Here is a 20,878-nt window from a genome sequence, read left to right on the forward strand (position 1 = left end):
CACCCACTGAAGTTTGCACTGTGGCAACACGTGTCGTAACAGTAAAGCAGGCCCACTCGCCACTCAGAGGCGATGGCTCCACTCGGGCGACGAAGATTTCTCAAATACGCAGGTGTCGGTGCCACAGGCATCTACGGCCTCTCACGCACGACTCGTGCGGCCGACGACGACGCCGCGTTCGACCCGACGAGACACGGGTTTGGGTTCGCAAACTGGTCTTCGTCAGATACGTTCTACCCGGAGCACGAACACGTCGAGGTCGACCCCACGTCGGTCGAACGGCGAATTCAGCGCGAGTGGAAAGGCGTCTTTGCTGACCTGTTCGGTCTGTCCCTGTCGAATACTCCCGATGCCCTGCTGAACGTCCTCGCCCGCCAACTCTCGGTTTCAGTCAACCAACTCGCGGCATCGAACGGTCACTGTTACGGGATGACGTTCGCAGCACAGCGGTATTTCGAAGTGTCGAGTGACCTTCCGGCGGGCGTGGCTGTCGCTGCCGACGTCTCAGACCCCGAGATTCCACTCGGGTCTGACGAGGGGCCGATTGGTGACCTCATCGACCGCTATCAGGCGACCCAGCTCCTCAGTTTGTACGCATGGCTTGGCCGCCGCCGTATGCTTCGCCCGCAAACTATCGACTACGAGACCGAAGTCGCTGCGTTGGTCGCCGTCCTCGACGAGTTCGGAACGGCCGGAATCACACTCGTCAACTCCGAAACGCGGTCTTCTCACCAGGTTCTCGTCACCGGATACCGAGAGACGCCCACTGGTGTCGAGTTGACGCTCTACGACCCAAACTTCCCCGCACAGAAGTATGCGACTACGACGCGACGCCTCTCTATCGACCTGCAGAAGGACACTCCAGTTACGGGGTCGGCGGAGTACGACGCATTCGTGTTCAACCGGTGGGACCGTGCCATCCGCGCGGGTGTCGAAGTAGCGAAACCGACTCGAAGCGACGCCCGAGCGACGTTCGACCATCTTCTGTCACGGGTGTTCCGCGTCGCCACCGACACCGATGCCGTCTCGCTCGCAGTCGTCGACCCCGCGGGAACCCCAGTCGGGCGCAATACCGGGGCGTTCATGGACCGCGAAGGGTCTGACGTGTGGGCGACGCGCTATTGCTACGACGCCCCGACAGGAACGTATCGGCTCGCCCTCGTCGGCGCGGTGGATACCGAGTACGACCTCTCTGTGCAGGTCGCTGGACTCGAAACTGAGACGCTAGACACTGTCGTTTCGAAGTCGTTGTCGTCTGGTGAGGTCCACGAGTACGTGGTCGACGTTCCAGAGAACGAGACGCCGTCGATAGCCCGAGTCGACGAGTCGTCGTCTTCGGTCGTCTCTCGGTTGGACCCGACGAGCGTCGCCATCGGTCTGGCAGGTGGCGCAGCGCTCACGTACCTCGCCCACTCGCGGTGAGTCGCCCGCAGTGCCGACGGGTCAGTCTTCACCGCCGTCGGTCGTCGCTCCCTGTTCGATAACGTCTCCTTCCCTAATGCGGTCGACCAGCCGGTCGAGCGCGTCGGCCGAGACGCCCCCAACGTCGCCCGTCTGGACACCCCAGAGTGTCGCGTACAATCCACCCTGTGCGACGAGTTCGTCGTGCGTACCGGATTCGACGACGCGTCCCTCGTCGAGGACGACGATGGTGTCTGCGTGTCGAATCGTCGAGAGTCGGTGTGCGATGACGAGCGTGGTTCGGCCCGTCGTCAGGCGACTGAGGGCACGCTGGATGAGCAGTTCCGTCTCGGTATCGACGGCACTCGTCGCCTCGTCTAAGACGAGTATCTGTGGGTCTTGGAGCATCGCACGCGCGATGGAGAGTCGCTGGCGCTGCCCTCCCGAGAGCTTCACGCCGCGCTCACCGATTCGGGTGTCGTAGCCGTTGGGTAAGTGCGAGACGAACTCGTGTGCTTCGGCGGCCTGTGCGGCCGCGACCATCTCCGCTTCTGTGGCATCGAATGCACCGTACAACAGGTTCTCGCGGACGGTTCCGTCGAAGAGGTACACGTCCTGACTCACGTATCCCATGGCCTCTCTGAGGCTCTTGAGAGACACGTCGCGCACGTCGTGGCCGTCGACGCGGACTGCACCGTCGCTGGTGTCGTAGAGGCGCAAGAGGAGTTTCGCCGCGGTCGATTTTCCGGCACCTGTCGGGCCGACGAGTGCCACCGTCTCACCGGGGGCGGCAGCGAACGACACGTCGTGGAGGACCGGCCTGCCATTCCCGTAGGCGAACGAGACGTCGTCGAACTCGATGCGACCAGCGACCGGTCCGAGGTCGACTGTCTCTGAACTGTCTTGGACCGTCACGTCGCGGTCGGTCAGGCCGAAGATGCGCTCGCCTGAGGCACGGGCGTTCTCGTAGGCGTTGACGATACGTCCCGCGCCCGACAAGGGGTCGATAAAGCGCTGCGTCATGAACAGGAACGTGACGAACTCACCGACGAGGAGTTCTCCCGTGAAGGGCCACGGCGGGCCGAAGATGAGCCAGATACCACCGATAGCGAAGGTAGCGGCGAAGGCGACGCCGGCGAGGAGTTCCATCGTCGGTTGGTAGAGGTAGTCGAGACGGACGACGGCGAGTGCACGCTGGTAGTAGTCCATCGAGGCGTCGGCGACACGGGTGGTCTCGTAGTCTTCGGTCGTCGAGGCTTTGATGACCTCCATCCCGGCGACGTTGTTCTCGATGCGGGTGTTGAGCGCCCCGACACTCTCGCGGAGGGCGCGATACATGGGTCGGATGGTTCGCATGAACCAGACGGTGAAGACGGCGAGCAGCGGAACTGCGACGAGCGTGACGGCGGCGAGTTGCGCGTTCAGGTAGAACAGGACGCCGGCGATGCCGACGACGGAGACGACGAGTTGCAGGCCGCCCGAGAGCGTGCTGTCGAGGAAGGTCCGGAGGTTTCGCACGTCGCTGTCGAGAATCGAGAGCACCTGTCCAGTCTGTTTGTCGTCGAAGAAGGTCATATCGAGGCGCTGGAGCACGTCGTAGGTGTCGACGCGGACGGTGTGCTGGACGCGATTCGAGTAGACGGCGAGCCCGAGTCCCTGTATCCACGAGAGGCCGACACCGGCGACGAACGCCACGATGACCAGCCAAAAACTCAGCCAGAACTGGCCTGTCACCGTCGCTGGAATCCACGACTCTGGAACGAGTGGGAGGGCGTAGGCGGTGTTCTGGAAGAAGACGGCGTCGATGGCGACACCGAGGACGAGCGCCGGGACGATTCCCACGAGTCGATTGAGGACGCTCGCTAGTAGCCCAACCACGAAGAACGGGAGGTTTTTGCGACCGTATTCGGCGAACAGACGGACCATCGGGTCGCGTCCTGATTGGTGGCTCACTTACCTGAGGTAAGCGTCCAGCAGATATGACGTGTGCGGTGGGGGTCAGTTGTGTACTACTCCGCAGTTAGAACGAGTGTCTCGTGTGGTTCCGCTTCGGCCAGTTTTAGCCGTCACAACTCGTACGTTCTACCGGTGGTCTCATGGCGAAACAGGCGAGCAGCGGTGGGAAAGGCGTTAGAACCGTCGAATTCTCACAAGTAATCGACCGGCCGGTGTCGGACGTGTTCCATGTTATGGCAGAACAGCACGTGCAGAACCATCCACGCTGGGACCCGGACGTCGAACTGGAACAGGAAACGGACGGTCCAATCGGTGTTGGGACACTCATTCGGCGACGCAACACTCGCTACGATGTCCCCGTCGAGGGGACGATGGAAGTCGTGGAGTACGAACCGAACGAATCCATGGGGACGGTCATCAAGGAAGGTGGCTTCGAGATGGCCGGCCGAATCACGTTCGAGGAAATGGGTCCATCCAAAACGATGGTGACGCGGAGCGCCACCGTTCCTGATTCAATCGACCCGGAGTTACTCCGTCGAAAGATGGAACAGACCTCACACCGCATCGAGGAACTGTTCGAGTCAGAGCTGTAACTTCGAATTCGAATTTTCTCACCTCGGTACACGCATCTCTGAACGCCCAGTTCCGTCCCCGAGTGAACAGGGCTAAGGCCCTCTCCGGCCGAGTCGCTCTCATGCGCCAATTCATCGTCCTCGGTCACGACGTGCCGACGACACCCGACTTCTCGCTCGACGACATCGCCGGCGGTGCTGGTCGTCTCGACGTGCTCTGCCGCTGTGTCAACTCTGCGTTCTTCCTCTCGCACGACATTCGCAAGGACGTTCGCGTCCACCTCGTCCTCGGCGACGAGTACACGGTCCGCTTCGAAGGCTCCGAACTCCGCCGTCTCAACCCCGACGAGCGTTCGACGGCCGCACTCGTTCGCAAAGCGCTAGAGAAACGCGACGAGGCCATCGGCCACATGCCCGCCGAGTCCTCACCGGGCGTCTCTATCCGGCGAATGGGATTCAAGGCGACCCTCGAAGAGGTGGCTCGCGATTCGACTGTCGTCGAACTCCACGAAGACGGCGACCCAGTCGTCGACGTCGAGCCTCCGGAGAACCCGCTGTTCGTCCTCTCGGACCACAACGACTTCACCGACGAGGAAGCCGAGTTGCTGGCCGAGGTCTCTGACGAGCGAGTTCGACTCGGGCCGGAAATCCTCCACGCCGATCACTCGATTACAGTGGCTCACAACTACCTCGATACTGAAGGCTATTCGCGGTACTGAGTCGGGGACGGCGGCGTGTCAACGGGTCTGACGGTAGCCCACAATCATAACTGTTAAACGCCGCGGTGGCATGCCTGAGAATGCGGGCCGGTGGGGTAGCTTGGTATCCTTCGGCCTTCGGGTGGCCGTAACCTCAGTTCGAATCTGAGCCGGCCCATATTCTACCCCTTTCAACGTCAACGAGCACCGCGTAGCGTGTGCGAGTCCCCCCGAAATGGTTGTCTGGGCGACCGAAGATTCGAATCAGGGAGCGTTAGCGACCGTGGTTCGAATCTGTGTCTCTTCAAGGTCGACTTCAATACGGTGGCATCTATTTCGACTCACTCACCGTACCTACCTCCAATCCAATGCTCATCGACGAGTGGGCGTTCGACCCCCAAACTGTAGACGGTGTATTCGTCGAGATGGGCGACATCGATGGATACACCGAGGCAGGCGCTATCCTCAGCGATGACGAAGCCTATCGATACCTTCTGTGGCGAGTGTGGGACCCAGAAAAGCCGACGCTCACGTACATCATGTGCAACCCGAGCGACGGCCGCGGCACGAAAAACGACAGAACACTCGACAGATGTGAGTCGTTCGCCCGTGCGAACGGATGTGGGAGCTTCGTGGTGGGTAACCTGTTCGCGCGACGGACACCGAACCACGAAGAGTTGCGAGCGGACGACGACCCAATCGGCCCTGAAAACGACCGGTTCCTCGAATCCCTCTCCGTCGAAGCGGAGACAGTCGTCGCCGCCTGGGGTAGAATCGGTCAGAAGTTCGGCCGCGTCGAAGAAGTCGTCGCGATGCTGGACGTCGACCTCTACGCAATTCACGTGAATACTGATGGGTCGCCACAGCATCCGCTCTACGCGAAACACAACAACGAGTTGACTCGCTGGCATCCAGACGCCTGAGAGAACGGTTTGGTGGCCCGGCGATGGCACAAAAGCTATGTTTCGCCCTTTGGTGAACCCCGTATGGTACGCCCTCCACGCGTAGCGAGTCGCGGCCAACTCGACTCCGAACGGCCCACTCCTGCTGTGAAGACGGGTCGACGGTGATGCGATGACGAATCGTGAATTCGTGGACCGTCGAACGGTTCTCGGTGCCATCGCGACTGCAGGACTCGGGTCAGTTGCTGGCTGTTCCAGTCTGCAGAGCGACGGCGATGACTCGACATCTTCGGTCGAGGACAACGCGGCCCGCGACCTCGCGGCTCAATTCGCACCGACACTGTACTTCGACGAGTACGAGCCGTGGTTCCCGACCGACCCGCGGCTGTACACCAGCGAGCGAGACGGAGAGACGGTCGTCGACGGATTCGACGCGTTCGACGGCTATCACAAGCGGAAGAACGAGACGGGCGAACAGGCACCAGACCCGACGGTGTTCTACAACGTCGTCCAGTACGAGAACTCCCCACTCGCCGTCGTCCAGTACTGGTTCTATTCGGCGTTCGACCAGTTCACCACCAACTTCCACTGGCACGACTGGGAGGTCCTCCACGTCTTCGTCGACACGGACGGTGACGACGCTGCCGATGCCGTCCCGCAACTGTACGTCGCCAGTTCGCACTCGCAGAAAGTTCCGAACAACGAGTTCCTCGACCCTGACCCCGACCGAGTACCGCGCATTCTCTCGGAACTGGGGTCCCATTCGAGTGCGCTGTCGGTCAACGACAGTCCGGACCGATTTCAGCGGTTCCCATCCGAGGGGACGTTCGCGGATATCACCAACAGTGCTATCGAGCGCATCGAGGACATCGCAGAGATTCCAATCGCCTACGGACTCCCGCGCGACGAGGGTGCGACCCTACCGTACGTCGTCCCGGAGTTGGACGGCGTCCCGATATACGACGACGACCGACTCCCCTCGGTTGAACAGACCGACCTCATCGACGAGGTGTTGACCGTTCGGTCGTTCGACGCGCTGTCGTCACCGCCGACTGACTTCCCAGCACGAGCAACTGGACTCGTCTTCGACTTCGAAGACCGCGACACCGACGCCGACGTCGAGTACGCGCTCGTCCCGACGAGTGAGGTCGAGCACATCTCCGAGTTTACCGGACCACAACTGAGCTTCGAGTTCGCGATTCCACAGTTTGCCGAAGACGCCATCGCGGGCCACATCACGACCACGAGTACCCCGTGGAAGCAGTCCCGGTACGAGAACCCGGCAGCCGACATCTCCGAACCGAATCACCGACTTGCGCTGGCCGAGCGATACGAGGTCATCAGCGAACCATCGACGGTCAACACCATCGTCGTACAGGTGACCGAGGCGATTACGTCCGACGACGCGCCGGACGGTGAAGGGCTGACCACGCGAGAGTCGACCGTCGAGTGTGTGTTGTTGCTGGAGAGCGACCCCAAAGCAGTGCCGACGTTCGGCGGAGTCGGTGTCGTTCAGGACGTTCCAGCGGGCGACCACCAGCTCACCATCAACGGCGCAGGTCTTGCACCACACAGTGAACAGGTTTCTGTGGGCGAGGCGGCCGGAGAGTCGACCGAGGGCGGTGTCGAGAACGCGATCGTCTCCGCGGGTGTGAATGGAGAGATTCCGCTCGTCGCCCGTGAGTCAGCAACCAAACTGGAAGTCGACGCGGACGGTGCGGACAGCGAACTCTCGGCTCTCGGGGTCGACGACGACTTCGCCGGCCGGTTGTACGACGCGCCGTTGTTGGGACCGGATGCGGTCTACGTCCACAGCGGTGGTGCGTACACGGTCGAAGTCCGCGATACCGACGACGAGGTTGGTGCGTTCCGGGTCAACCCTGACCCAAACACCGCATCCGACTCCGATTCGAGTGTCCGCATCGACCGACCTACCACCGGAAAGGCATCGCTGGCGACGTTCCTCGCCGACATTGCCGAGGAGACTGAGGCACAGGTCGCTGCCGTCGCCGACCGCACGTCGGACACCGACCGAGACGAGCAAGACGACGGCGACGCCTCATCAAGCGCCGTTCGGGGTCTGGCACAGGCACTCGGTGCCGTCGCCGAGGCCGCCCGTCGAGCGGCCGAGCGTGCAGAGACCGGGGAGCGAGGACAGGCCAACATGAGCCTCGAAACTGTCGAGTCGCGACTCGGCCAGGTCACCGAACGGTTGGCAGAGGCCCAGCCAGCCCTTCCAGACAGCCTCTCGCGGGCGACGGAGCGACGGCTCAACCAGGCGCGCCGACGCTCCGAGCAAGCACGGAACGCGAACAAACTCTGAGTTGCAGCCGCACCGCTCTCCAGTCGAACTGCGCTAAAAGTGAAAGTTGTCGTTCTGCCGCGTGAGCGGCGTACTAAAGTAATTTAAAGGCGCGTGAGGTTCGTCGCGCGTGGGCCCTTGGGGGCCTGCTCGATGTCGAACTCAACATCCGTGCCTTCTTCGAGGTCCGGGCCGCCGATGTCTTCCATGTGGAAGAACACGTCGTCGTCAGCATCGTCCGTCGAAATGAAACCGTAGCCGCCAGTGTCGTTGAAGAAATCAACGTTTCCTTTCGCCATTGCTTTTGGACAAACAGGCCCTTTACGGATAAGGCTTGTGAGGGTTGTGGTACCACGGTGGGTTTTTAGTTGACATCTTATTTCTTATCCTCCGAATTTATAGACGATTGATTCTCATACAGCAGTTATTCCCCCACTCGCCCCCTAGTTCATCACCGATTCGGCAGGATTCTGTGGTTCCAGAACTTCTGGGGTCCGAACACCACACATTGGAACGCTGGGGGGTTTACCCGTGTGCAGACCGTCTCGTGCCTGTGGATGCAAACGACGTTCGGCGCACGTGGGCAGACCGGAGCGGAGAATTTTCGCCGGAGTACTACGCCTACTACGGGCCGAATGAAACGAGCGAGTCACTCGTCCGTCTGTTCGAGCGCGTTCTCGACCCGACGGCACGAATCCTCGAACTCGGCTGTGGACCCGGTCGTCACCTGTCGCACCTACGGGACCACGGCTTCGAGAACTTGCACGGCATCGATATCAACGAGGAGTCGTTCGAGGTGATGGCAGAGGCGTATCCCGACCTCGCTGACGAGGGGACGTTTTACGCCGACGCCATCGAACATACGGTCACCGAGTTCGAAGACGGCTACTTCGACGTACTCTACTCCATCGAGACGCTCCAACACATCCACCCCGACGACGAGTGGGTCTTCGAGGAACTCGCGAGAGTCACGAGCGAGTACGTCGTCACTGTGGAGAACGAGGGTGATGACAGTCAGCCACCGAGTGAGCGCGGCGTGAACGAATCGGAGTACGACTTTCCACTCTATTACCGCGATTGGCGTGCAGTTTTCACGTCGTTCGGGTTCACCGAAGTCGAATCGAAATCCGAAGACCGAGATACGCTGCGCGTCTTCAGGCGGACAGAACAGTAACAGTCGTCACGAGACCGACGCCCGTGCCGTCTGTTCGACGCGCTCTTTGAGTGCCCGATTCATCGCTTCGTAGTCGCGTTCGGGTTCGGCAGTCGTCACAAATCGGGCGAAGACCCCGGTGATTCTCTCGCGGTTGATGAGTCGTGTCTTCTCCTCACCCACCGGTTCGAGAACCATCGTGTGTCTCCCTTCGAAGACCCGTGGAGAGAGCAGTTTCCCGACCCACTCGAACCGTTTTCCGGGGTCCAGTGCAGTGACGGTCACCGTCATCGACCGGTCTTTCACACCTGCACGGCGGACGAGAATGTCGAGCGATTCGCCGACCTCGAGGGTGCCGCTCGCGTCTGGGATGTGTGGATTCCACTCGGAGTACGACGAGAGGTCGGTGAGTTCCGTCCAGACCGTCGCTGGAGGCGCATCGATTTCTATCTCGGTCCGAATCTCTTGCATCCCCTCAGTACGCGCTACGCGAGCAAAAAAGAGACTCCGAAGAACCACTGAAACCGGACGACGTGTTCCGCGGACGGACGTGCTTATCATCCCCCGACGAGACTCTCCACTCATGACCGAGGCCCTCCCGTTCGACGTCACGAGCGTCGACGACGTCGCCGCCAACCGTGACGAAGTCGTCTCAGCGGTCCAGTCCCACGCCGGGACAATCGCCCGCGAACTCGCTATCTTGCAGGGTGGCGACTACGGGCAGGAGACGTTCAAGACGCGCCGTGGGAAGTGGACACTCAAGTACGAAGCCGGCGCGCTGCAATATCTCCGATTCAAGGGGAAATCGGGTGGTGAGACGTACGTCGTCTCGACCAAGCAACCACCCGAACCGAAACCACTGGCGACGGCGATGCAAGATTACCCCGCATTCGTCGAGGCGTACAACGAACACGTCGAGTCACTCGACGGCGTCCTCGACGACGTCCCGACCGAATTCCCGGACGTCACCACGACCGAGACCATCGTCGCGGACCGTGACCGACTCGTCGAGACCATCCGAGAGGTCGCAAACACGATCGCGGGCGAATTGAACCGCTTCGACGGCGAGTACGGGATGTTCACGCAACGAGTCGGTGGGAAACGATGGGAACTGAAGTGGGACGGCCCACAGGTGTCGTACCTACGTGTCGGTGGCGAAGGTGGCATCTACCTCCTCTCGCAGTACGAACCGCCGTCTGCCCCCGACGTGCGCGAACTCGTCGACGAGTTCGTGGAGTTCGTCGAGGCGTACAACGACTACGTCGAAGAGCTAGAAGTAGACCTCCAGCAAATCACCCTGTGATGTGAACTACCCCACCCTACCGCTCGCCTGACGGCTCGCGCTTGAGGGTGGGGCTTCCTGTTTCCACGACGCACTTTGCAGACACCAAAGTGTCCACCGGGAGCGCAGTCTCCACAGGCGTTGATTCGGAGCGTCCCGCTCCTAACCGCCTCTTGATACCGCGAGAAAGAATGTTCCACGCCGCGTTCGCATCTCTATCCGATTCAAACCCACACGCCGGACACGAATGCTCGCGCACCCACAACGGCTTGTCGGTCGAAACGCCGCAGGACGCGCACTCCTTGGTCGTACCGTGCGGATTCACGGCGACGAAGTGTGCTCCCTCGCGCTCGCACTTGTATTCGAGCATCCGCAGGAACGTCCCCCAGGCCGCACCTGCGCGGTTCCGTGAGTTGCCCGGAAGTTCGACCAATCCTTTCGCGTCCAAGTCCTCGACAGCCACGAGGTCGTACTCTCTCGCGTAGTAGTTTGAGAGTTTGTGAAGGAAGTCCCGACGCTTCCGCTTGAGGCCGGCGTGGCGTTCGGCCACGACGCGGCGCTGTTTCTCCCAATTCGCGGAACCGTGCTGTTTCCGTGAGAGGTCGCGCTGTGCTCGTTCCAAGCGCTCGCGCTCGTCCGAGAGGTCAGGTGATTCGACGGCGGTTCCGTCCGTGTCGTGAGTGTACTTGAGAATGCCCACGTCAATACCGACGCACTGCTCGGGGTTCTTGGGCTTCGCGGGCGGGTCGTCGGGGTTTTCGACACCGAGGATAGCGTACCACTTCCCGGTTGGCTCGCGCTTGACGGTGACGGTCTTGATTTTGGCGGCGTCGGGGAGGTCGCGGTGGAAGGTGAGCGGTATCTCACCGAGTTTCGAGAGCCATAGTTTTGTCCGACCACTCGTGTTCTTGAGCTTGAAGCCGGATTGACTGTAGGTGAAACTGCGGTACTCGCCCGGTGCTTTCCACTTGAGTGTCCCGACGCGGTAGCCGTTCTCTTTACGTCCGCGAAGCGTTGATAGGTTGTCGTACAACCGCTGAACGACCTTTTGAAGAACTTTCGAGTGAACTTGTTTCAGGTCATTCCACCACTTCTTGAGACTCGGCAGGAGCTTCTGTTCGCTGTATGCCGACGTGTCGTCGGTGCGGTTGAGACGGTGAAGGAAGTGGTTGTAGACCTGTCTACAGGTATCGACAGTCCACGCTAACTGTTCTTCGAGAGCGTCAGACGGCCGGAGCCGATACCTGTAGTTGTAGTTCATCTACGAGCGTTCTTCGATGAGTTCGTCAAGTTTCTCTTGGACGAACGAGGAGAGATTCAAGTGGTTCTCCTGAATCCACTCGGCTTGGTCGTCGCGGATAGAGATGTTCTTGCGCGTTGCCATACCACATAATACACAAAATACACATATACGAATTGCGATTGCGTGGGCCGAGTGTCGGACGTGTGTGAGAACTGTGCGGCGCTGTATCCCCTCCCTACTCGCTCGCTGAGGAAGGGGCCTTAGCGCCTCAATTCAGGTAATAATTATGTCAATGAATGTCTAATTCAAGCGAAATTACCCGACTGAGATAGGTTCCGAACGTTTATTCTTGCTGTCTCTCCATTTACATACAATGGGTAGTGAGTCGAGAGGGCGCACTGGCGCACTCTTTGTTCTCTTCGGTGCTGGTATCGTCGTTGTGACGCTTCTCGTTGGTGCAGCGCTCGCTCCCGATATCGGTGTCTCAGCGGCAAGTGCAGGCAGTGATGGCGACGAGACGTTGACGCTCGTCGGCTCACAAGGAGGTGGAGCAGGCCTCCACAAATACGGGAACGTCTACCTCCTCTCGAACGAGAACGTCTCGTGGCGACTGTCGGATGCAGATAGCTACTTCGACGCGACACAACTGGAGGACGGCCGCATCATCGCGGCGTTCGTCGATGGAGGATACACCGACTGTGGGCCGTACGCGTCTCCGTGTTCGCGAACCGGCTATCGCATCATCGACCCGACCGCCGAGGGCGGCCCGGCCGTCGTCGAAGAGTGGAGTTTCCCCGTCCGAACGATGCGGAACTCCGAGGTCCACGACGTCGAACTCCTCGATTCGGGTGAAGTCCTCGTCGCCGACATGGAACACGAACGGGTTCTGACGGTGAAAGACGGAGAAATCACGTGGCAGTGGAACGCGTCGTCGTACTACGACGCACCCGACGACCCCACGCAGGTCGACTGGCTCCACATCAACGACGTTGACGTCATCGGCGAAGACCGCTATCTCGTCTCCGTCCGCAACGCGAACCAACTGCTCGTCATCGAGCGTGGTTCTGGCGTCGTCGACGTCATCAACGAGGACACCGACGGCGACGGCAAGGGTGACCCCGACCTCCTCTTGCGCCAGCACAACCCGCAGTGGCTGGCCGAGGGGGCAATCCTCGTCGCAGACAGCGAGAACAATCGCATCGTCGAACTACAAGAGAACGCCGACGGTGACTGGGAGGTCGTCTGGGAGGTCAGCAGGGCAGAGAACGTCTCGTTCTACTGGCCGCGTGACGCCGACCGCTTGCCGAACGGAAACACGCTCATCACCGACTCTGGCAACCAGCGCATCCTCGAAGTGAACCAGACGGGGGCCGTCGTGTGGAGCGTCAAGACGCCGCTCATTCCGTACGAGGCAGACCGACTTCCAGTGGGTGAAACGGTCGGTGGTCCGGTGTACGATGCAGAGCCGAAGGTCGACGACGGGAATGACGAGGTTCCAGTCCTTTCGCCGCTCCTCACCGGTCTCCGGGCGAGTTATCCGCTGCCGTACTGGCTTGGTGAGAGCCACCTCGTGAGCATCTTGTTCGGACTCGGGGCGTCGGTCTTCGGCGTCGGCATCGTCGTTCGCGACCTGCTCGGTCGCATTCGCTGGCGCTGACGCTCGGAGTCGCCCGACCGCGACGTTTTTTGCGCCACCGCCGTCACGTCTCCTCATGACCGACGACGATCTCGCGTGGGAGACGACCGACACACGAATCGACTACTCGTGCCCGGGATTCGACATCCGCATGGACGACGTGCGCCTCCCCGACGGGACTGAGACGGACTTCCACTACGTGGACGAACCTCCGGCAGTCGTGATTCTCCCGTTTACCCCGGACGGCGACGTGGTCGTCATCGACGAGTGGCGACAGGCAGTCGGACGGACGAACCGTGGGTTGCCTGCGGGCGGAACCGAAGACGGTGACACCGACTTCGCGGCGGCCGCCAGACGCGAACTCACCGAAGAGACGGGATACGAAGCCGACTCGGTCGACCCACTCGTGACCGTCGAACCGGCAAACGGCATCGCCAACTCGGTCCACCACTACTTCGTCGCCCACGGCTGCGAGCCGAGCGCCGACCAGAACCTCGATTTCAACGAGAGTATCCGTCCGACGACAGTCGGATACGACGAGTTGCGGCAGGCTGTCCTCGCGGGCGAGGTCTGCGACGCCCGCACGGTACTCGGGCTCCTCTACTACGAACTCTCCACCGAGTAACTCGCCTTCGTCTGTTTTGGGTGGGGACGACCGCGAGTGAGGTGGTCGAACTCCCCGCCAGAGGCGGGAAGGGTTTTGACACCGGCGTCCCTACATTTCCCTCGTGGCTACTACGACGCGACTCTTCGACTCGGCACGGTCCCTCGTCGCCGCCCTCGTCCTCGGTGGGGGTGGCCTCGTCGTCGGAACGATACTCGTCGTCATCACTCAACTGGCGGCCGTGAGCGTTGGCTTCGAACTGACGCCGCTGTCGCTCATCGTCACCTCGCTCATCCTCCTCCAGGGAATTGCCTTCGGTGGCGTCGCCCTCGGGTACGTGAGTTTCCGCGGCCTCAACCGCGAGTACTTCGGTGTCTCCGTGCCGTCGCTTCGCGACCTCGCGGTGGTCGTCCTCGGCTACGTGATGGCACTCGGCGCGGCGTTCGTCGGCGCACTCCTCGTCCAGACGATCGGTGTCGAAGCCGGGTCGAATCAAGTGACCGAAATCGCAGCACAGGACCCAGAAGTGCTCTTGCTCCTCGTTCCGGCGTCGTTCCTCCTCATCGGTCCCGGCGAGGAGCTTTTGTTCCGCGGCGTCGTTCAGAATCGCATTCGGGAATCCTTCGGCCCAGTCGCTGGAATCGCCCTCGCGAGTGCTATCTTCGCCGCCATCCACTTTGTCGCCCTCACTGGCGGCGCGGGTGCCCGACTCGTCACTATCGGTATCCTGTTCTTCCCGAGTGTCGTGTTCGGAACGGCCTACGAACTCACCGACAACCTCGTCGTTCCCTCACTCATCCACGGGGCGTACAACGCGACGCTGTTTACCATCGCCTACATCGCGTTCAAGTTCGCGGAGGCGAATCCCGGCGGCGTCCCGACTGGCGTGCTGTTCTGAGAACAGGGCCGTCTCTGTCGGTCTCGTTTTCGACCCGTCTCATGCATCGCCGAAGTCGAAGAACTCCGAAATCATTCGTTCGTCGTTGCTCCCCGGTGGGGCGCCGACGAACACGCCGATTTTGTCGATGTCGGGGTGAATCGTCACATCCGGTTCGCGCATCGTCGAGAGCGCGAGATACCGAAGCGTCGAGTCGGAGTCGTTGACGACACAGTGTGCGCCAGCGTCGTCTGCGAGACACGGAATGTAATCGCCCTCGCGAACGGTGTACGTCTCGCCGCCGAGGCGGAGCGTGCCGGTTCCTGAGAGGATGTACAGCGCTTCTTCGTTCGCTGCGTGATAGTGGTACGACCACGGCTGGCTCCCTGGTGGAAGCTCGTAGAGGCTACACCCGAGCTGGTCGCTCCCTGCGGCCTCGCCCAACTGTTTCTGCCTGAACTCGCCTTCGACCCCGTCGTGTTCGACCCAGTCGAGGTCGGACTCGTTGATGGGATGCATGTGTACTAATGACGCCACGGATACATATTGGTCAGGGTGCGTTGAGCGGTGCGTCGCGGACGAACGCAACCCTTACCGCTGCGCTCGCGGAACGCCAATCCATGCGCGACCACTTCGAAATCCGTGACGGGGACCTCGCCGGTCGAATCGGCCGCTTGACCGTCCCCCGCGCGGGGGTCACCGTCGAGACGCCGGCCCTCCTGCCGGTCGTCAACCCGAACATCGACACGATTCCACCGGAACGACTCGAATCCGAGTTCGGCGCGGAGATTCTCATCACCAACTCCTACATCATCAAGAAGAACGACCACCTCCGCGAGGAGGCACTCGACGTGGGGCTCCACGAGATGCTCGACTTCCACGGGGCCATCATGACCGACTCGGGGTCGTTCCAACTCGCCGAGTACGGCGAAATCGACACGACGACCGAGGAGATTCTGCAGTTCCAACACGACATCGGCACGGACATCGCCACGCCGGTCGACATCCCGACCCCGCCGGACGTCGACCGTGAGCAGGCCGAAGACGACCTCGAAGTCACGAAACAAGCGATTGCCGACGCCGAAGCGGTCGATACGGGCGAGATGCTCGTCAACGCACCAGTTCAGGGCTCGACGTACCCCGACCTTCGTGAGGAGGCCGGTGGCCATGCGTACGCCTCGGACCTCGACGTGTTCCCTGTCGGTGCTGTGGTCCCGATGATGAACGCCTACCGCTACGGCGACATGGTCGACGCCGTCGCCGCCGCGAAGCGTGGTCTCGGCGTTGACGCGCCTGTCCACCTGTTCGGCGCAGGCCACCCGATGATGCTTGCCCTCGCCGTCGCACTCGGGTGTGACCTGTTCGATTCAGCTGCGTATGCACTGTACGCCCGCGATGGTCGGTATCTGACGGTCCGTGGCACCGAACACCTCGAAGACCTGGAGTACCTGCCGTGTACCTGTCCCATCTGTACCGAGTACACGCCCGACGAACTCCGGGAGAAGGGAGACAAGCAACAGGAGAAACTCCTCGCCGAGCACAACCTGCACGTCACGTTCGCTGAACTCCGGCGCATCAAGCAGGCCATCCGCGACGGCGACCTGATGGAACTCGTCGAAGAGCGCGCTCGGTCGCATCCAGCGATGCTCGACGGCTACCGTGCGCTCCTCGACCACGCCGACCAACTCGAACGAGAAGACCCCGCCTCGAAAGGCGCGTTCTTCTACGTCTCGAACGAGAGCGCACACCGACCAGAAGTCGCTCGCCACCACGACCGAATGGACCGACTGACTGCCGAAGGAAACGTTCTCCTCACGGAGGGTGGCATGCCCTCTGGCGACGAATTCGACGCGGCGTGGCGCGTCGTCCCGCCGTTTGGTCCCTTCCCCCGCGCACTCTCGGAGACCTACCCACTGACCGCGGAAGTTCCGGAGCGGCTCGACCGTGACGCCTACGAACAGGCCGCCCGGGGTGTCGCCCGACTGGTCGAAGAGAACCCCGACGCGACGTTCACGCTCGCCCACGACGACTGGCCGGCGACGGCACTCGACCTCGTCCCCGAATCCGTCGACGTGGAATCGCTCGCAGAAGTCACGGCGCACTTGGCAGAAGCCGCTGCGTCGGAGTCGCAGTCGGAAGACGACACGGCAGAAGAATAACCCCAGAACGCTTCCCTGCGTCTCTCTCGCACCTCTACCTCGCCTCTCGTATGAAAAACTAGATACACGTTGCAGTTTCACCTCTCGTATACAACGATGAGAGGTCACAGTGGGGGGCGAAGGGTGTGGTAGGCGAGCAGTTCGTGCAACTGTTCGGTGACAACCCCGTCGTCCACGGACTCGTCGGCGGGTTCGTCATCGCAGGGTTCAACCTACTTGGTGCCTCGCTCGTGTTCGTCTGGCGAAATCCATCCGAGCGTGCACTGAACGGTGCGCTCGGGTTCGCGGCGGGTGTGATGCTGGCGGCGAGTTTCACGAGTCTCATCATCCCCGGAATCGAGGTTTACTCGAACGGCAACCCGATTCCTGTCCTCGTCGGGATGGCGCTTGGGGCGCTCTTTTTGGACCGCTCGGACATGCTCGTTCCGCACGCGCACTACCTGCTCTCTGGGAGACGACGACTCGACGCGGCGAACCCAAGTGACAAGAGCCCAGTCACCGACGAGCGGCTCGCCGGCGTCGTGTTGTTCATTCTCGCGATTACACTCCACAACATGCCCGAAGGACTCGCAGTCGGTGTCGGCTTCGGGAGTGGTGACCTCTCGACGGCGATTCCGCTGATGCTCGCCATCGGTATCCAGAACATCCCCGAAGGACTCGCGGTGTCGGTCGCGGCCATCAACGCAGGACTGGACAAACGGTTCTACGCCGCGTTCGCGGGGATTCGGTCCGGTGTCGTCGAGATTCCACTGGCAGTGCTCGGCGCGTACGCCGTCCAGAGTGTCTCGGCGTTGTTACCGTACGCGATGGGCTTCGCAGCAGGGGCGATGCTGTTCGTCATCAGCGACGAGATCATCCCCGAGACGCACACGACGGGCCACGAGCGCATCGCAACGTTGGGTACTCTCGTTGGTGCCATCGTGATGCTCTACCTCGACATCTCGCTCGGCTAATTCGCGAGACGTAACCCGGCCCCTCGTGAAGGTATACCAATTCTGGCGACCTATCCCTGAGAAATGTACGATGCAATCCTCTTTCCAACAGACGGCTCGGAGGGGTCCGAGCGGGCGCGAGAACACGCCCTCGCGTTGGCTGCCGACCAGCACGCGACGCTTCACGTTCTCAACGTGGTCGAGGCGACCGCTCCGGGCGCTTCGCTCCACGAGTTAGTCGCCGATAACTTGCGAGAACTCGGCGAGGGAATCGTCAGCGAAGTCGCGGAGATGGGTACGGATCGCGGCATCGACGTCGAAACGACCGTGGTCGAAGGGGACCCAGCAAGGACGATTGTCGCGTACGCGGAATCGAACGATATCGACGTCATCGTCATGCCGACGCACGGCCGTCCAGAGTTGACGAAAGCGATCGTCGGGAGTGTGACGGACAAGGTCATCAGAACCGGCGACGTTCCAGTCACCGTCGTTAAATTAGCGGAGTGAGTCCATAAGTGACAGAAATACCGTATGTTGCCGTGCTCCTGCTGGCGGCCCTCTCCGGTCTCACGACACTCATCGGTGTCACATTGGCGCTCACACTCGGACGGAGCGAGCGCGGTGCAGTCGCGGGGATTGGATTTTCTACCGGTATCATGGTCATCATCTCAGTTCTCGAACTCATACCAGAACCGGCGACCGTCGTAGGAGTGTGGAAGACGTCAGGAGCAGTGGCACTTGGTCTCCTGTTCGTCGCGGTTGCCGACCCGTTGATATCTCACTTCCACATCGTGAAGGAAGAAGGAGTCTACGTCTCTGGCCACGAGTTGCTTCCGATAGCACAGAAATACGGGCGGATGCAACTCTTCGGTCTCGGACTCGTGCTGAGTGTTGTCGCGTACTTGGGACTCCAATTGCTCTTCTAGGTGCCTCGTGGTTCTGTGACCTCCTCCCCGGCGTAAACGGCGGGGCTTCCCACGAGCAAAGCCCGCTGAGTTGGGAGATTTACGGTTTAACACCCGACAAGTGCTGGAAGGGCCACGCTACCGTTACTCCTATCCTACGAAGGACTCGGAGTTATCTTGTTATTTTGCGTCGGTTGGGTCGTCCGAAGGCTTACTTTTTGATGAGGCAAACACCAAGTCAACTGCCAGTTTTCGGACAGTCAATCACGATGGGATACCATCGCAACGACATCCACAGAACCGACGTGTGAGAACTTGTACGTTCGGGTCACAGTGTTCACAACCAGAGACGGTGCTGTATCACCGCCCTGAAGGGCGAGGTTTTAGCACCTGCCAATTAGATAAGGCTCCCGAACGTATCAGCGAAAACGATGGAGGCTGTCCTCTGGTACGTACTCACAGGAACCCGAGGTGGTGAGAACCGCGTGCGTATCCTTCGGATGCTCGAGGCACAGCCACGGAACGCGAATCAACTCGCCGAGAAACTCGACCTCGACTACAAGACCGTTCGACACCACCTCGACGTCTTACTCGACAACGACGTCGTCCAGCGGAGTGGTGACGACTACGGGGCAGTCTATCTCCCGTCGGCACGCTGTCGGGCCAACTGGGAGACGGTCGAGACGATCATCGAGCGAATCGACTAACAATGGAGGAATTTGGGAACATGTACATCAGACAGTCACGGAACGCGGTGAACGAATGAGTATCTGGGTAGACGTCGCGCGGGTCGCAGCCGCACTCAACGTCGTCGTACTAGTCGTCCTGTCGGCGGTTTGGGCTCGAAACTACCTGACGTTCCGGTCGAAACACGCGATTGGACTGCTCGTCTTCGGCGTGTTTCTCCTCGCGGAGAACGCGCTGGCGCTCTACATGTATATTATTGACCCGACGCTCTCGGGATGGTTCGCCACCGACGTCCCCGTCATCGCGTGGCGACTCATGATGCTGCTTCACGTCTTCGAGACGTTCGGACTCGCGTTCCTCGCGTGGATTACGCTGGACTGAACGACTGCCAGCCTCGCCAAACGGGCTATCGCTTCGGCTTTCGCTCGTGGGTCGGGTGGTCCGAGATGAAGACGCTCGTGTTGTCAGGGACGTCTTCTGCGACCCACGAGTTCGCTCCGATACTCACGTGGTCGCCGATGGTGACCGCGCCGAGAACCTTGCTGCCGGCACCGATGACGACGCTGTCGCCGATATCTGGGTGACGTTTGTACCCCTTCTTCAGCGTGTGTTCGTCGTCTTCTTCCTCTTCGAAGTGGAGGGCACCGAGAGTCACGTCCTGATAGATTCTGCCCCAGTCACCGATGTTCACCGTCTCACCGATGACGACGCCTGTCCCGTGGTCGATGAAGAAGTAGTCGCCAATGTTGGCGCCCGGGTGGATGTCGATTCCGGACTCCATCTTCGCGTATTCGGTTAGCTCTCGGGCGTACTCCGGCGCCCCTGCCTCGTAGAATGCGTGTGCAATCCGTTGGATGACGATGGCCTGTAGCCCGGGATACGACCGAATAATCTCGATGTAGCTTCGGGCGGCGGGGTCACCTTTGTAGGCTGCTTCGACGTCTTTCTTCAGCGTCTGACGAATCTCTGGAAGGCGGTCGAAGACGGATTCGACGATGATGGTGGGGTCCTCGTCGGTGTAGGGTACGATGCCGTCGTAACAGAGGGCAGCGAGTTCGACGACTGCTTCACGAAGTTCGCCTTCGTTCTCGGTGTACGACCCGGCGTTCCAGCACCGTGGAAAGATGAGTCGTTTGAACAGGTGGACGTCGTCTCGAAGGTGCTCACGTCGCGGGAAGTTCAAGGACGTGTCCGTTGGAAACGGCTCGTCGTCCTCACGGTACGACGCGGAGAGAGCGAGATGCGCGTCGCCAGTGTAGGTGTAAGACATGTGTTGTCCGTACTTGGACGCCAGCGGCTATTTATTGTGTCATTCTACGCCGGAGTGTCTCCTCCGAGCGATGTTTCGTGACGATTCGACTGGTCATTCTCTCGGAGAAATTGGGATACTGGGGGCACATCGGGGAGAGATTTGGGTGGGAGTTCGGAAAATCTTCTTTTAAATACTGCTCCTAGACTGCGTGTGAGACGAAGGGTACACTGTCTGTGACACTCGTCGTCGCACGGCGTCGCGTCCCTCGCTGACTTCGTATCGGCCTCCAAACGCTCGATTTTCGTACGCCGTGTGGG

Annotated in this window: 23 protein-coding genes and 1 tRNA gene; 17 read left to right on the plus strand and 7 right to left on the minus strand. The window is 60.8% G+C overall.

The genetic code is table 11. The annotated features are described in order from the left end of the window. Positions 1–72: 72 nt before the first annotated feature. Complete coding sequence (locus GJR98_RS05100) at positions 73–1,422, plus strand: hypothetical protein (protein WP_151136095.1); 1,350 nt, start codon at positions 73–75, stop codon at positions 1,420–1,422. Between the two features lie 21 nt (positions 1,423–1,443). Here GJR98_RS05100 and GJR98_RS05105 read toward each other — a convergent pair whose 3' ends face one another. Beyond that, positions 1,444–3,327, minus strand: a complete 1,884-nt coding sequence (locus GJR98_RS05105; protein WP_151139387.1) for an ABC transporter ATP-binding protein — start codon at positions 3,325–3,327, stop codon at positions 1,444–1,446. 170 nt (positions 3,328–3,497) lie between these two features. Between GJR98_RS05105 and GJR98_RS05110 the strand changes: the two genes are divergently transcribed. The 5 genes from GJR98_RS05110 (at position 3,498) to GJR98_RS05130 (ending at position 7,852) form a co-directional block, all read left to right on the plus strand. Beyond that, positions 3,498–3,950, plus strand: coding sequence for an SRPBCC family protein (locus tag GJR98_RS05110; protein WP_151136097.1), 453 nt, complete (start codon positions 3,498–3,500; stop codon positions 3,948–3,950). Positions 3,951–4,051: 101 nt separating this feature from the next. Next, a complete protein-coding gene (trmY, locus tag GJR98_RS05115) occupies positions 4,052–4,648 on the plus strand; it encodes a tRNA (pseudouridine(54)-N(1))-methyltransferase TrmY (RefSeq protein ID WP_151136099.1) in 597 nt (198 codons plus the stop codon). An 84-nt stretch (positions 4,649–4,732) separates the two neighbouring features. After that, positions 4,733–4,805, plus strand: a tRNA-Pro gene (locus GJR98_RS05120). A gap of 190 nt (positions 4,806–4,995) precedes the next feature. Next, the gene (locus GJR98_RS05125) at positions 4,996–5,550 is read left to right on the plus strand and encodes a DUF1643 domain-containing protein (RefSeq protein ID WP_151136101.1); all 555 of its coding nucleotides are present in this window, start codon (positions 4,996–4,998) and stop codon (positions 5,548–5,550) included. A gap of 151 nt (positions 5,551–5,701) precedes the next feature. Continuing rightward, positions 5,702–7,852, plus strand: a complete 2,151-nt coding sequence (locus GJR98_RS05130) for a hypothetical protein (protein ID WP_151136103.1) — start codon at positions 5,702–5,704, stop codon at positions 7,850–7,852. A gap of 83 nt (positions 7,853–7,935) precedes the next feature. Here GJR98_RS05130 and GJR98_RS05135 read toward each other — a convergent pair whose 3' ends face one another. Beyond that, positions 7,936–8,130 (minus strand): cold-shock protein, encoded by a 195-nt coding sequence (locus GJR98_RS05135; RefSeq protein WP_004041873.1) that lies wholly within the window; start codon positions 8,128–8,130, stop codon positions 7,936–7,938. A gap of 254 nt (positions 8,131–8,384) precedes the next feature. Here GJR98_RS05135 and GJR98_RS05140 point away from each other — a divergent pair, with 254 nt between their 5' ends. Continuing rightward, complete coding sequence (locus tag GJR98_RS05140; RefSeq protein ID WP_151136105.1) at positions 8,385–9,005, plus strand: class I SAM-dependent methyltransferase; 621 nt, start codon at positions 8,385–8,387, stop codon at positions 9,003–9,005. 6 nt (positions 9,006–9,011) lie between these two features. Here GJR98_RS05140 and GJR98_RS05145 read toward each other — a convergent pair whose 3' ends face one another. After that, complete coding sequence (locus GJR98_RS05145) at positions 9,012–9,569, minus strand: SRPBCC domain-containing protein (protein ID WP_151136107.1); 558 nt, start codon at positions 9,567–9,569, stop codon at positions 9,012–9,014. Between GJR98_RS05145 and GJR98_RS05150 the strand changes: the two genes are divergently transcribed. Next, entirely contained in the window at positions 9,568–10,287 is a 720-nt protein-coding gene (locus tag GJR98_RS05150; protein ID WP_151136109.1) for a hypothetical protein, read from the plus strand. The two genes, GJR98_RS05145 and GJR98_RS05150, sit on opposite strands and share 2 nt — an antisense overlap. Before the next feature lie 16 nt (positions 10,288–10,303). Here the strand turns inward: GJR98_RS05150 and GJR98_RS05155 are convergent, their stop codons facing one another. Both GJR98_RS05155 and GJR98_RS17800 read right to left on the minus strand, forming a co-directional pair. Beyond that, on the minus strand, positions 10,304–11,527 hold the full coding sequence (locus tag GJR98_RS05155) for an RNA-guided endonuclease InsQ/TnpB family protein (RefSeq protein WP_151136111.1): 1,224 nt from the start codon (positions 11,525–11,527) through the stop codon (positions 10,304–10,306). Next, positions 11,528–11,650, minus strand: a complete 123-nt coding sequence (locus GJR98_RS17800; RefSeq protein WP_255471267.1) for a hypothetical protein — start codon at positions 11,648–11,650, stop codon at positions 11,528–11,530. 232 nt (positions 11,651–11,882) lie between these two features. On the opposite strand from GJR98_RS17800, the gene GJR98_RS05160 reads away from it, so the two are divergent. The 3 genes from GJR98_RS05160 (at position 11,883) to GJR98_RS05170 (ending at position 14,647) form a co-directional block, all read left to right on the plus strand. After that, the gene (locus GJR98_RS05160) at positions 11,883–13,166 is read left to right on the plus strand and encodes an arylsulfotransferase family protein (RefSeq protein WP_151136113.1); all 1,284 of its coding nucleotides are present in this window, start codon (positions 11,883–11,885) and stop codon (positions 13,164–13,166) included. Between the two features lie 55 nt (positions 13,167–13,221). Continuing rightward, a complete protein-coding gene (locus GJR98_RS05165; RefSeq protein WP_151136115.1) occupies positions 13,222–13,770 on the plus strand; it encodes an NUDIX hydrolase in 549 nt (182 codons plus the stop codon). Positions 13,771–13,873: 103 nt separating this feature from the next. Beyond that, positions 13,874–14,647: a CPBP family intramembrane glutamic endopeptidase gene (locus GJR98_RS05170; RefSeq protein ID WP_151136117.1), complete on the plus strand. Its 774-nt coding sequence runs from the start codon at positions 13,874–13,876 to the stop codon at positions 14,645–14,647. Positions 14,648–14,686: 39 nt separating this feature from the next. On the opposite strand, the gene GJR98_RS05175 is transcribed toward GJR98_RS05170, so the two are convergent. Further along, positions 14,687–15,145: a cupin domain-containing protein gene (locus GJR98_RS05175; protein WP_151136119.1), complete on the minus strand. Its 459-nt coding sequence runs from the start codon at positions 15,143–15,145 to the stop codon at positions 14,687–14,689. Between the two features lie 101 nt (positions 15,146–15,246). On the opposite strand from GJR98_RS05175, the gene tgtA reads away from it, so the two are divergent. The 6 genes from tgtA to GJR98_RS05205 all read left to right on the plus strand — a co-directional run bounded on the left by tgtA (position 15,247) and on the right by GJR98_RS05205 (position 19,690). Further along, the gene (gene tgtA / locus GJR98_RS05180; protein WP_151136121.1) at positions 15,247–16,785 is read left to right on the plus strand and encodes a tRNA guanosine(15) transglycosylase TgtA; all 1,539 of its coding nucleotides are present in this window, start codon (positions 15,247–15,249) and stop codon (positions 16,783–16,785) included. Between the two features lie 125 nt (positions 16,786–16,910). Then, positions 16,911–17,738: a ZIP family metal transporter gene (locus GJR98_RS05185; RefSeq protein WP_151136123.1), complete on the plus strand. Its 828-nt coding sequence runs from the start codon at positions 16,911–16,913 to the stop codon at positions 17,736–17,738. A gap of 63 nt (positions 17,739–17,801) precedes the next feature. Then, entirely contained in the window at positions 17,802–18,224 is a 423-nt protein-coding gene (locus GJR98_RS05190) for a universal stress protein (RefSeq protein WP_151136125.1), read from the plus strand. Between the two features lie 8 nt (positions 18,225–18,232). Next, a complete protein-coding gene (locus tag GJR98_RS05195) occupies positions 18,233–18,643 on the plus strand; it encodes a hypothetical protein (RefSeq protein ID WP_151136127.1) in 411 nt (136 codons plus the stop codon). A 410-nt stretch (positions 18,644–19,053) separates the two neighbouring features. After that, positions 19,054–19,329: an ArsR/SmtB family transcription factor gene (locus tag GJR98_RS05200; RefSeq protein ID WP_151136129.1), complete on the plus strand. Its 276-nt coding sequence runs from the start codon at positions 19,054–19,056 to the stop codon at positions 19,327–19,329. Between the two features lie 55 nt (positions 19,330–19,384). Next, entirely contained in the window at positions 19,385–19,690 is a 306-nt protein-coding gene (locus GJR98_RS05205; RefSeq protein WP_151136131.1) for a hypothetical protein, read from the plus strand. 25 nt (positions 19,691–19,715) lie between these two features. Here the strand turns inward: GJR98_RS05205 and epsC are convergent, their stop codons facing one another. After that, complete coding sequence (epsC, locus tag GJR98_RS05210; RefSeq protein ID WP_151136133.1) at positions 19,716–20,579, minus strand: serine O-acetyltransferase EpsC; 864 nt, start codon at positions 20,577–20,579, stop codon at positions 19,716–19,718. Positions 20,580–20,878 lie beyond the last annotated feature (299 nt).

Source organism: Haloferax marinisediminis, from assembly GCF_009674585.1.
GTDB lineage: Archaea > Halobacteriota > Halobacteria > Halobacteriales > Haloferacaceae > Haloferax > Haloferax marinisediminis.

What these genes read in the sequence shown, in the direction of transcription:
- GJR98_RS05110 (WP_151136097.1), top strand. Translation starts at nt 3,498, where the DNA reads ATGGCGAAACAGGCGAGCAGCGGTGGGAAAGGCGTTAGAACCGTCGAA.
- GJR98_RS17800 (WP_255471267.1), bottom strand. Translation starts at nt 11,650, where the DNA reads ATGGCAACGCGCAAGAACATCTCTATCCGCGACGACCAAGCCGAGTGG.
- GJR98_RS05105 (WP_151139387.1), bottom strand. Translation starts at nt 3,327, where the DNA reads ATGGTCCGTCTGTTCGCCGAATACGGTCGCAAAAACCTCCCGTTCTTC.
- GJR98_RS05150 (WP_151136109.1), top strand. Translation starts at nt 9,568, where the DNA reads ATGACCGAGGCCCTCCCGTTCGACGTCACGAGCGTCGACGACGTCGCC.
- GJR98_RS05145 (WP_151136107.1), bottom strand. Translation starts at nt 9,569, where the DNA reads ATGAGTGGAGAGTCTCGTCGGGGGATGATAAGCACGTCCGTCCGCGGA.
- GJR98_RS05135 (WP_004041873.1), bottom strand. Translation starts at nt 8,130, where the DNA reads ATGGCGAAAGGAAACGTTGATTTCTTCAACGACACTGGCGGCTACGGT.
- GJR98_RS05125 (WP_151136101.1), top strand. Translation starts at nt 4,996, where the DNA reads ATGCTCATCGACGAGTGGGCGTTCGACCCCCAAACTGTAGACGGTGTA.
- tgtA (WP_151136121.1), top strand. Translation starts at nt 15,247, where the DNA reads ATGCGCGACCACTTCGAAATCCGTGACGGGGACCTCGCCGGTCGAATC.
- GJR98_RS05130 (WP_151136103.1), top strand. Translation starts at nt 5,702, where the DNA reads ATGACGAATCGTGAATTCGTGGACCGTCGAACGGTTCTCGGTGCCATC.
- GJR98_RS05100 (WP_151136095.1), top strand. Translation starts at nt 73, where the DNA reads ATGGCTCCACTCGGGCGACGAAGATTTCTCAAATACGCAGGTGTCGGT.
- epsC (WP_151136133.1), bottom strand. Translation starts at nt 20,579, where the DNA reads ATGTCTTACACCTACACTGGCGACGCGCATCTCGCTCTCTCCGCGTCG.
- GJR98_RS05205 (WP_151136131.1), top strand. Translation starts at nt 19,385, where the DNA reads ATGAGTATCTGGGTAGACGTCGCGCGGGTCGCAGCCGCACTCAACGTC.
- GJR98_RS05160 (WP_151136113.1), top strand. Translation starts at nt 11,883, where the DNA reads ATGGGTAGTGAGTCGAGAGGGCGCACTGGCGCACTCTTTGTTCTCTTC.
- GJR98_RS05175 (WP_151136119.1), bottom strand. Translation starts at nt 15,145, where the DNA reads ATGCATCCCATCAACGAGTCCGACCTCGACTGGGTCGAACACGACGGG.
- trmY (WP_151136099.1), top strand. Translation starts at nt 4,052, where the DNA reads ATGCGCCAATTCATCGTCCTCGGTCACGACGTGCCGACGACACCCGAC.
- GJR98_RS05200 (WP_151136129.1), top strand. Translation starts at nt 19,054, where the DNA reads ATGGAGGCTGTCCTCTGGTACGTACTCACAGGAACCCGAGGTGGTGAG.
- GJR98_RS05165 (WP_151136115.1), top strand. Translation starts at nt 13,222, where the DNA reads ATGACCGACGACGATCTCGCGTGGGAGACGACCGACACACGAATCGAC.
- GJR98_RS05155 (WP_151136111.1), bottom strand. Translation starts at nt 11,527, where the DNA reads ATGAACTACAACTACAGGTATCGGCTCCGGCCGTCTGACGCTCTCGAA.
- GJR98_RS05190 (WP_151136125.1), top strand. Translation starts at nt 17,802, where the DNA reads ATGTACGATGCAATCCTCTTTCCAACAGACGGCTCGGAGGGGTCCGAG.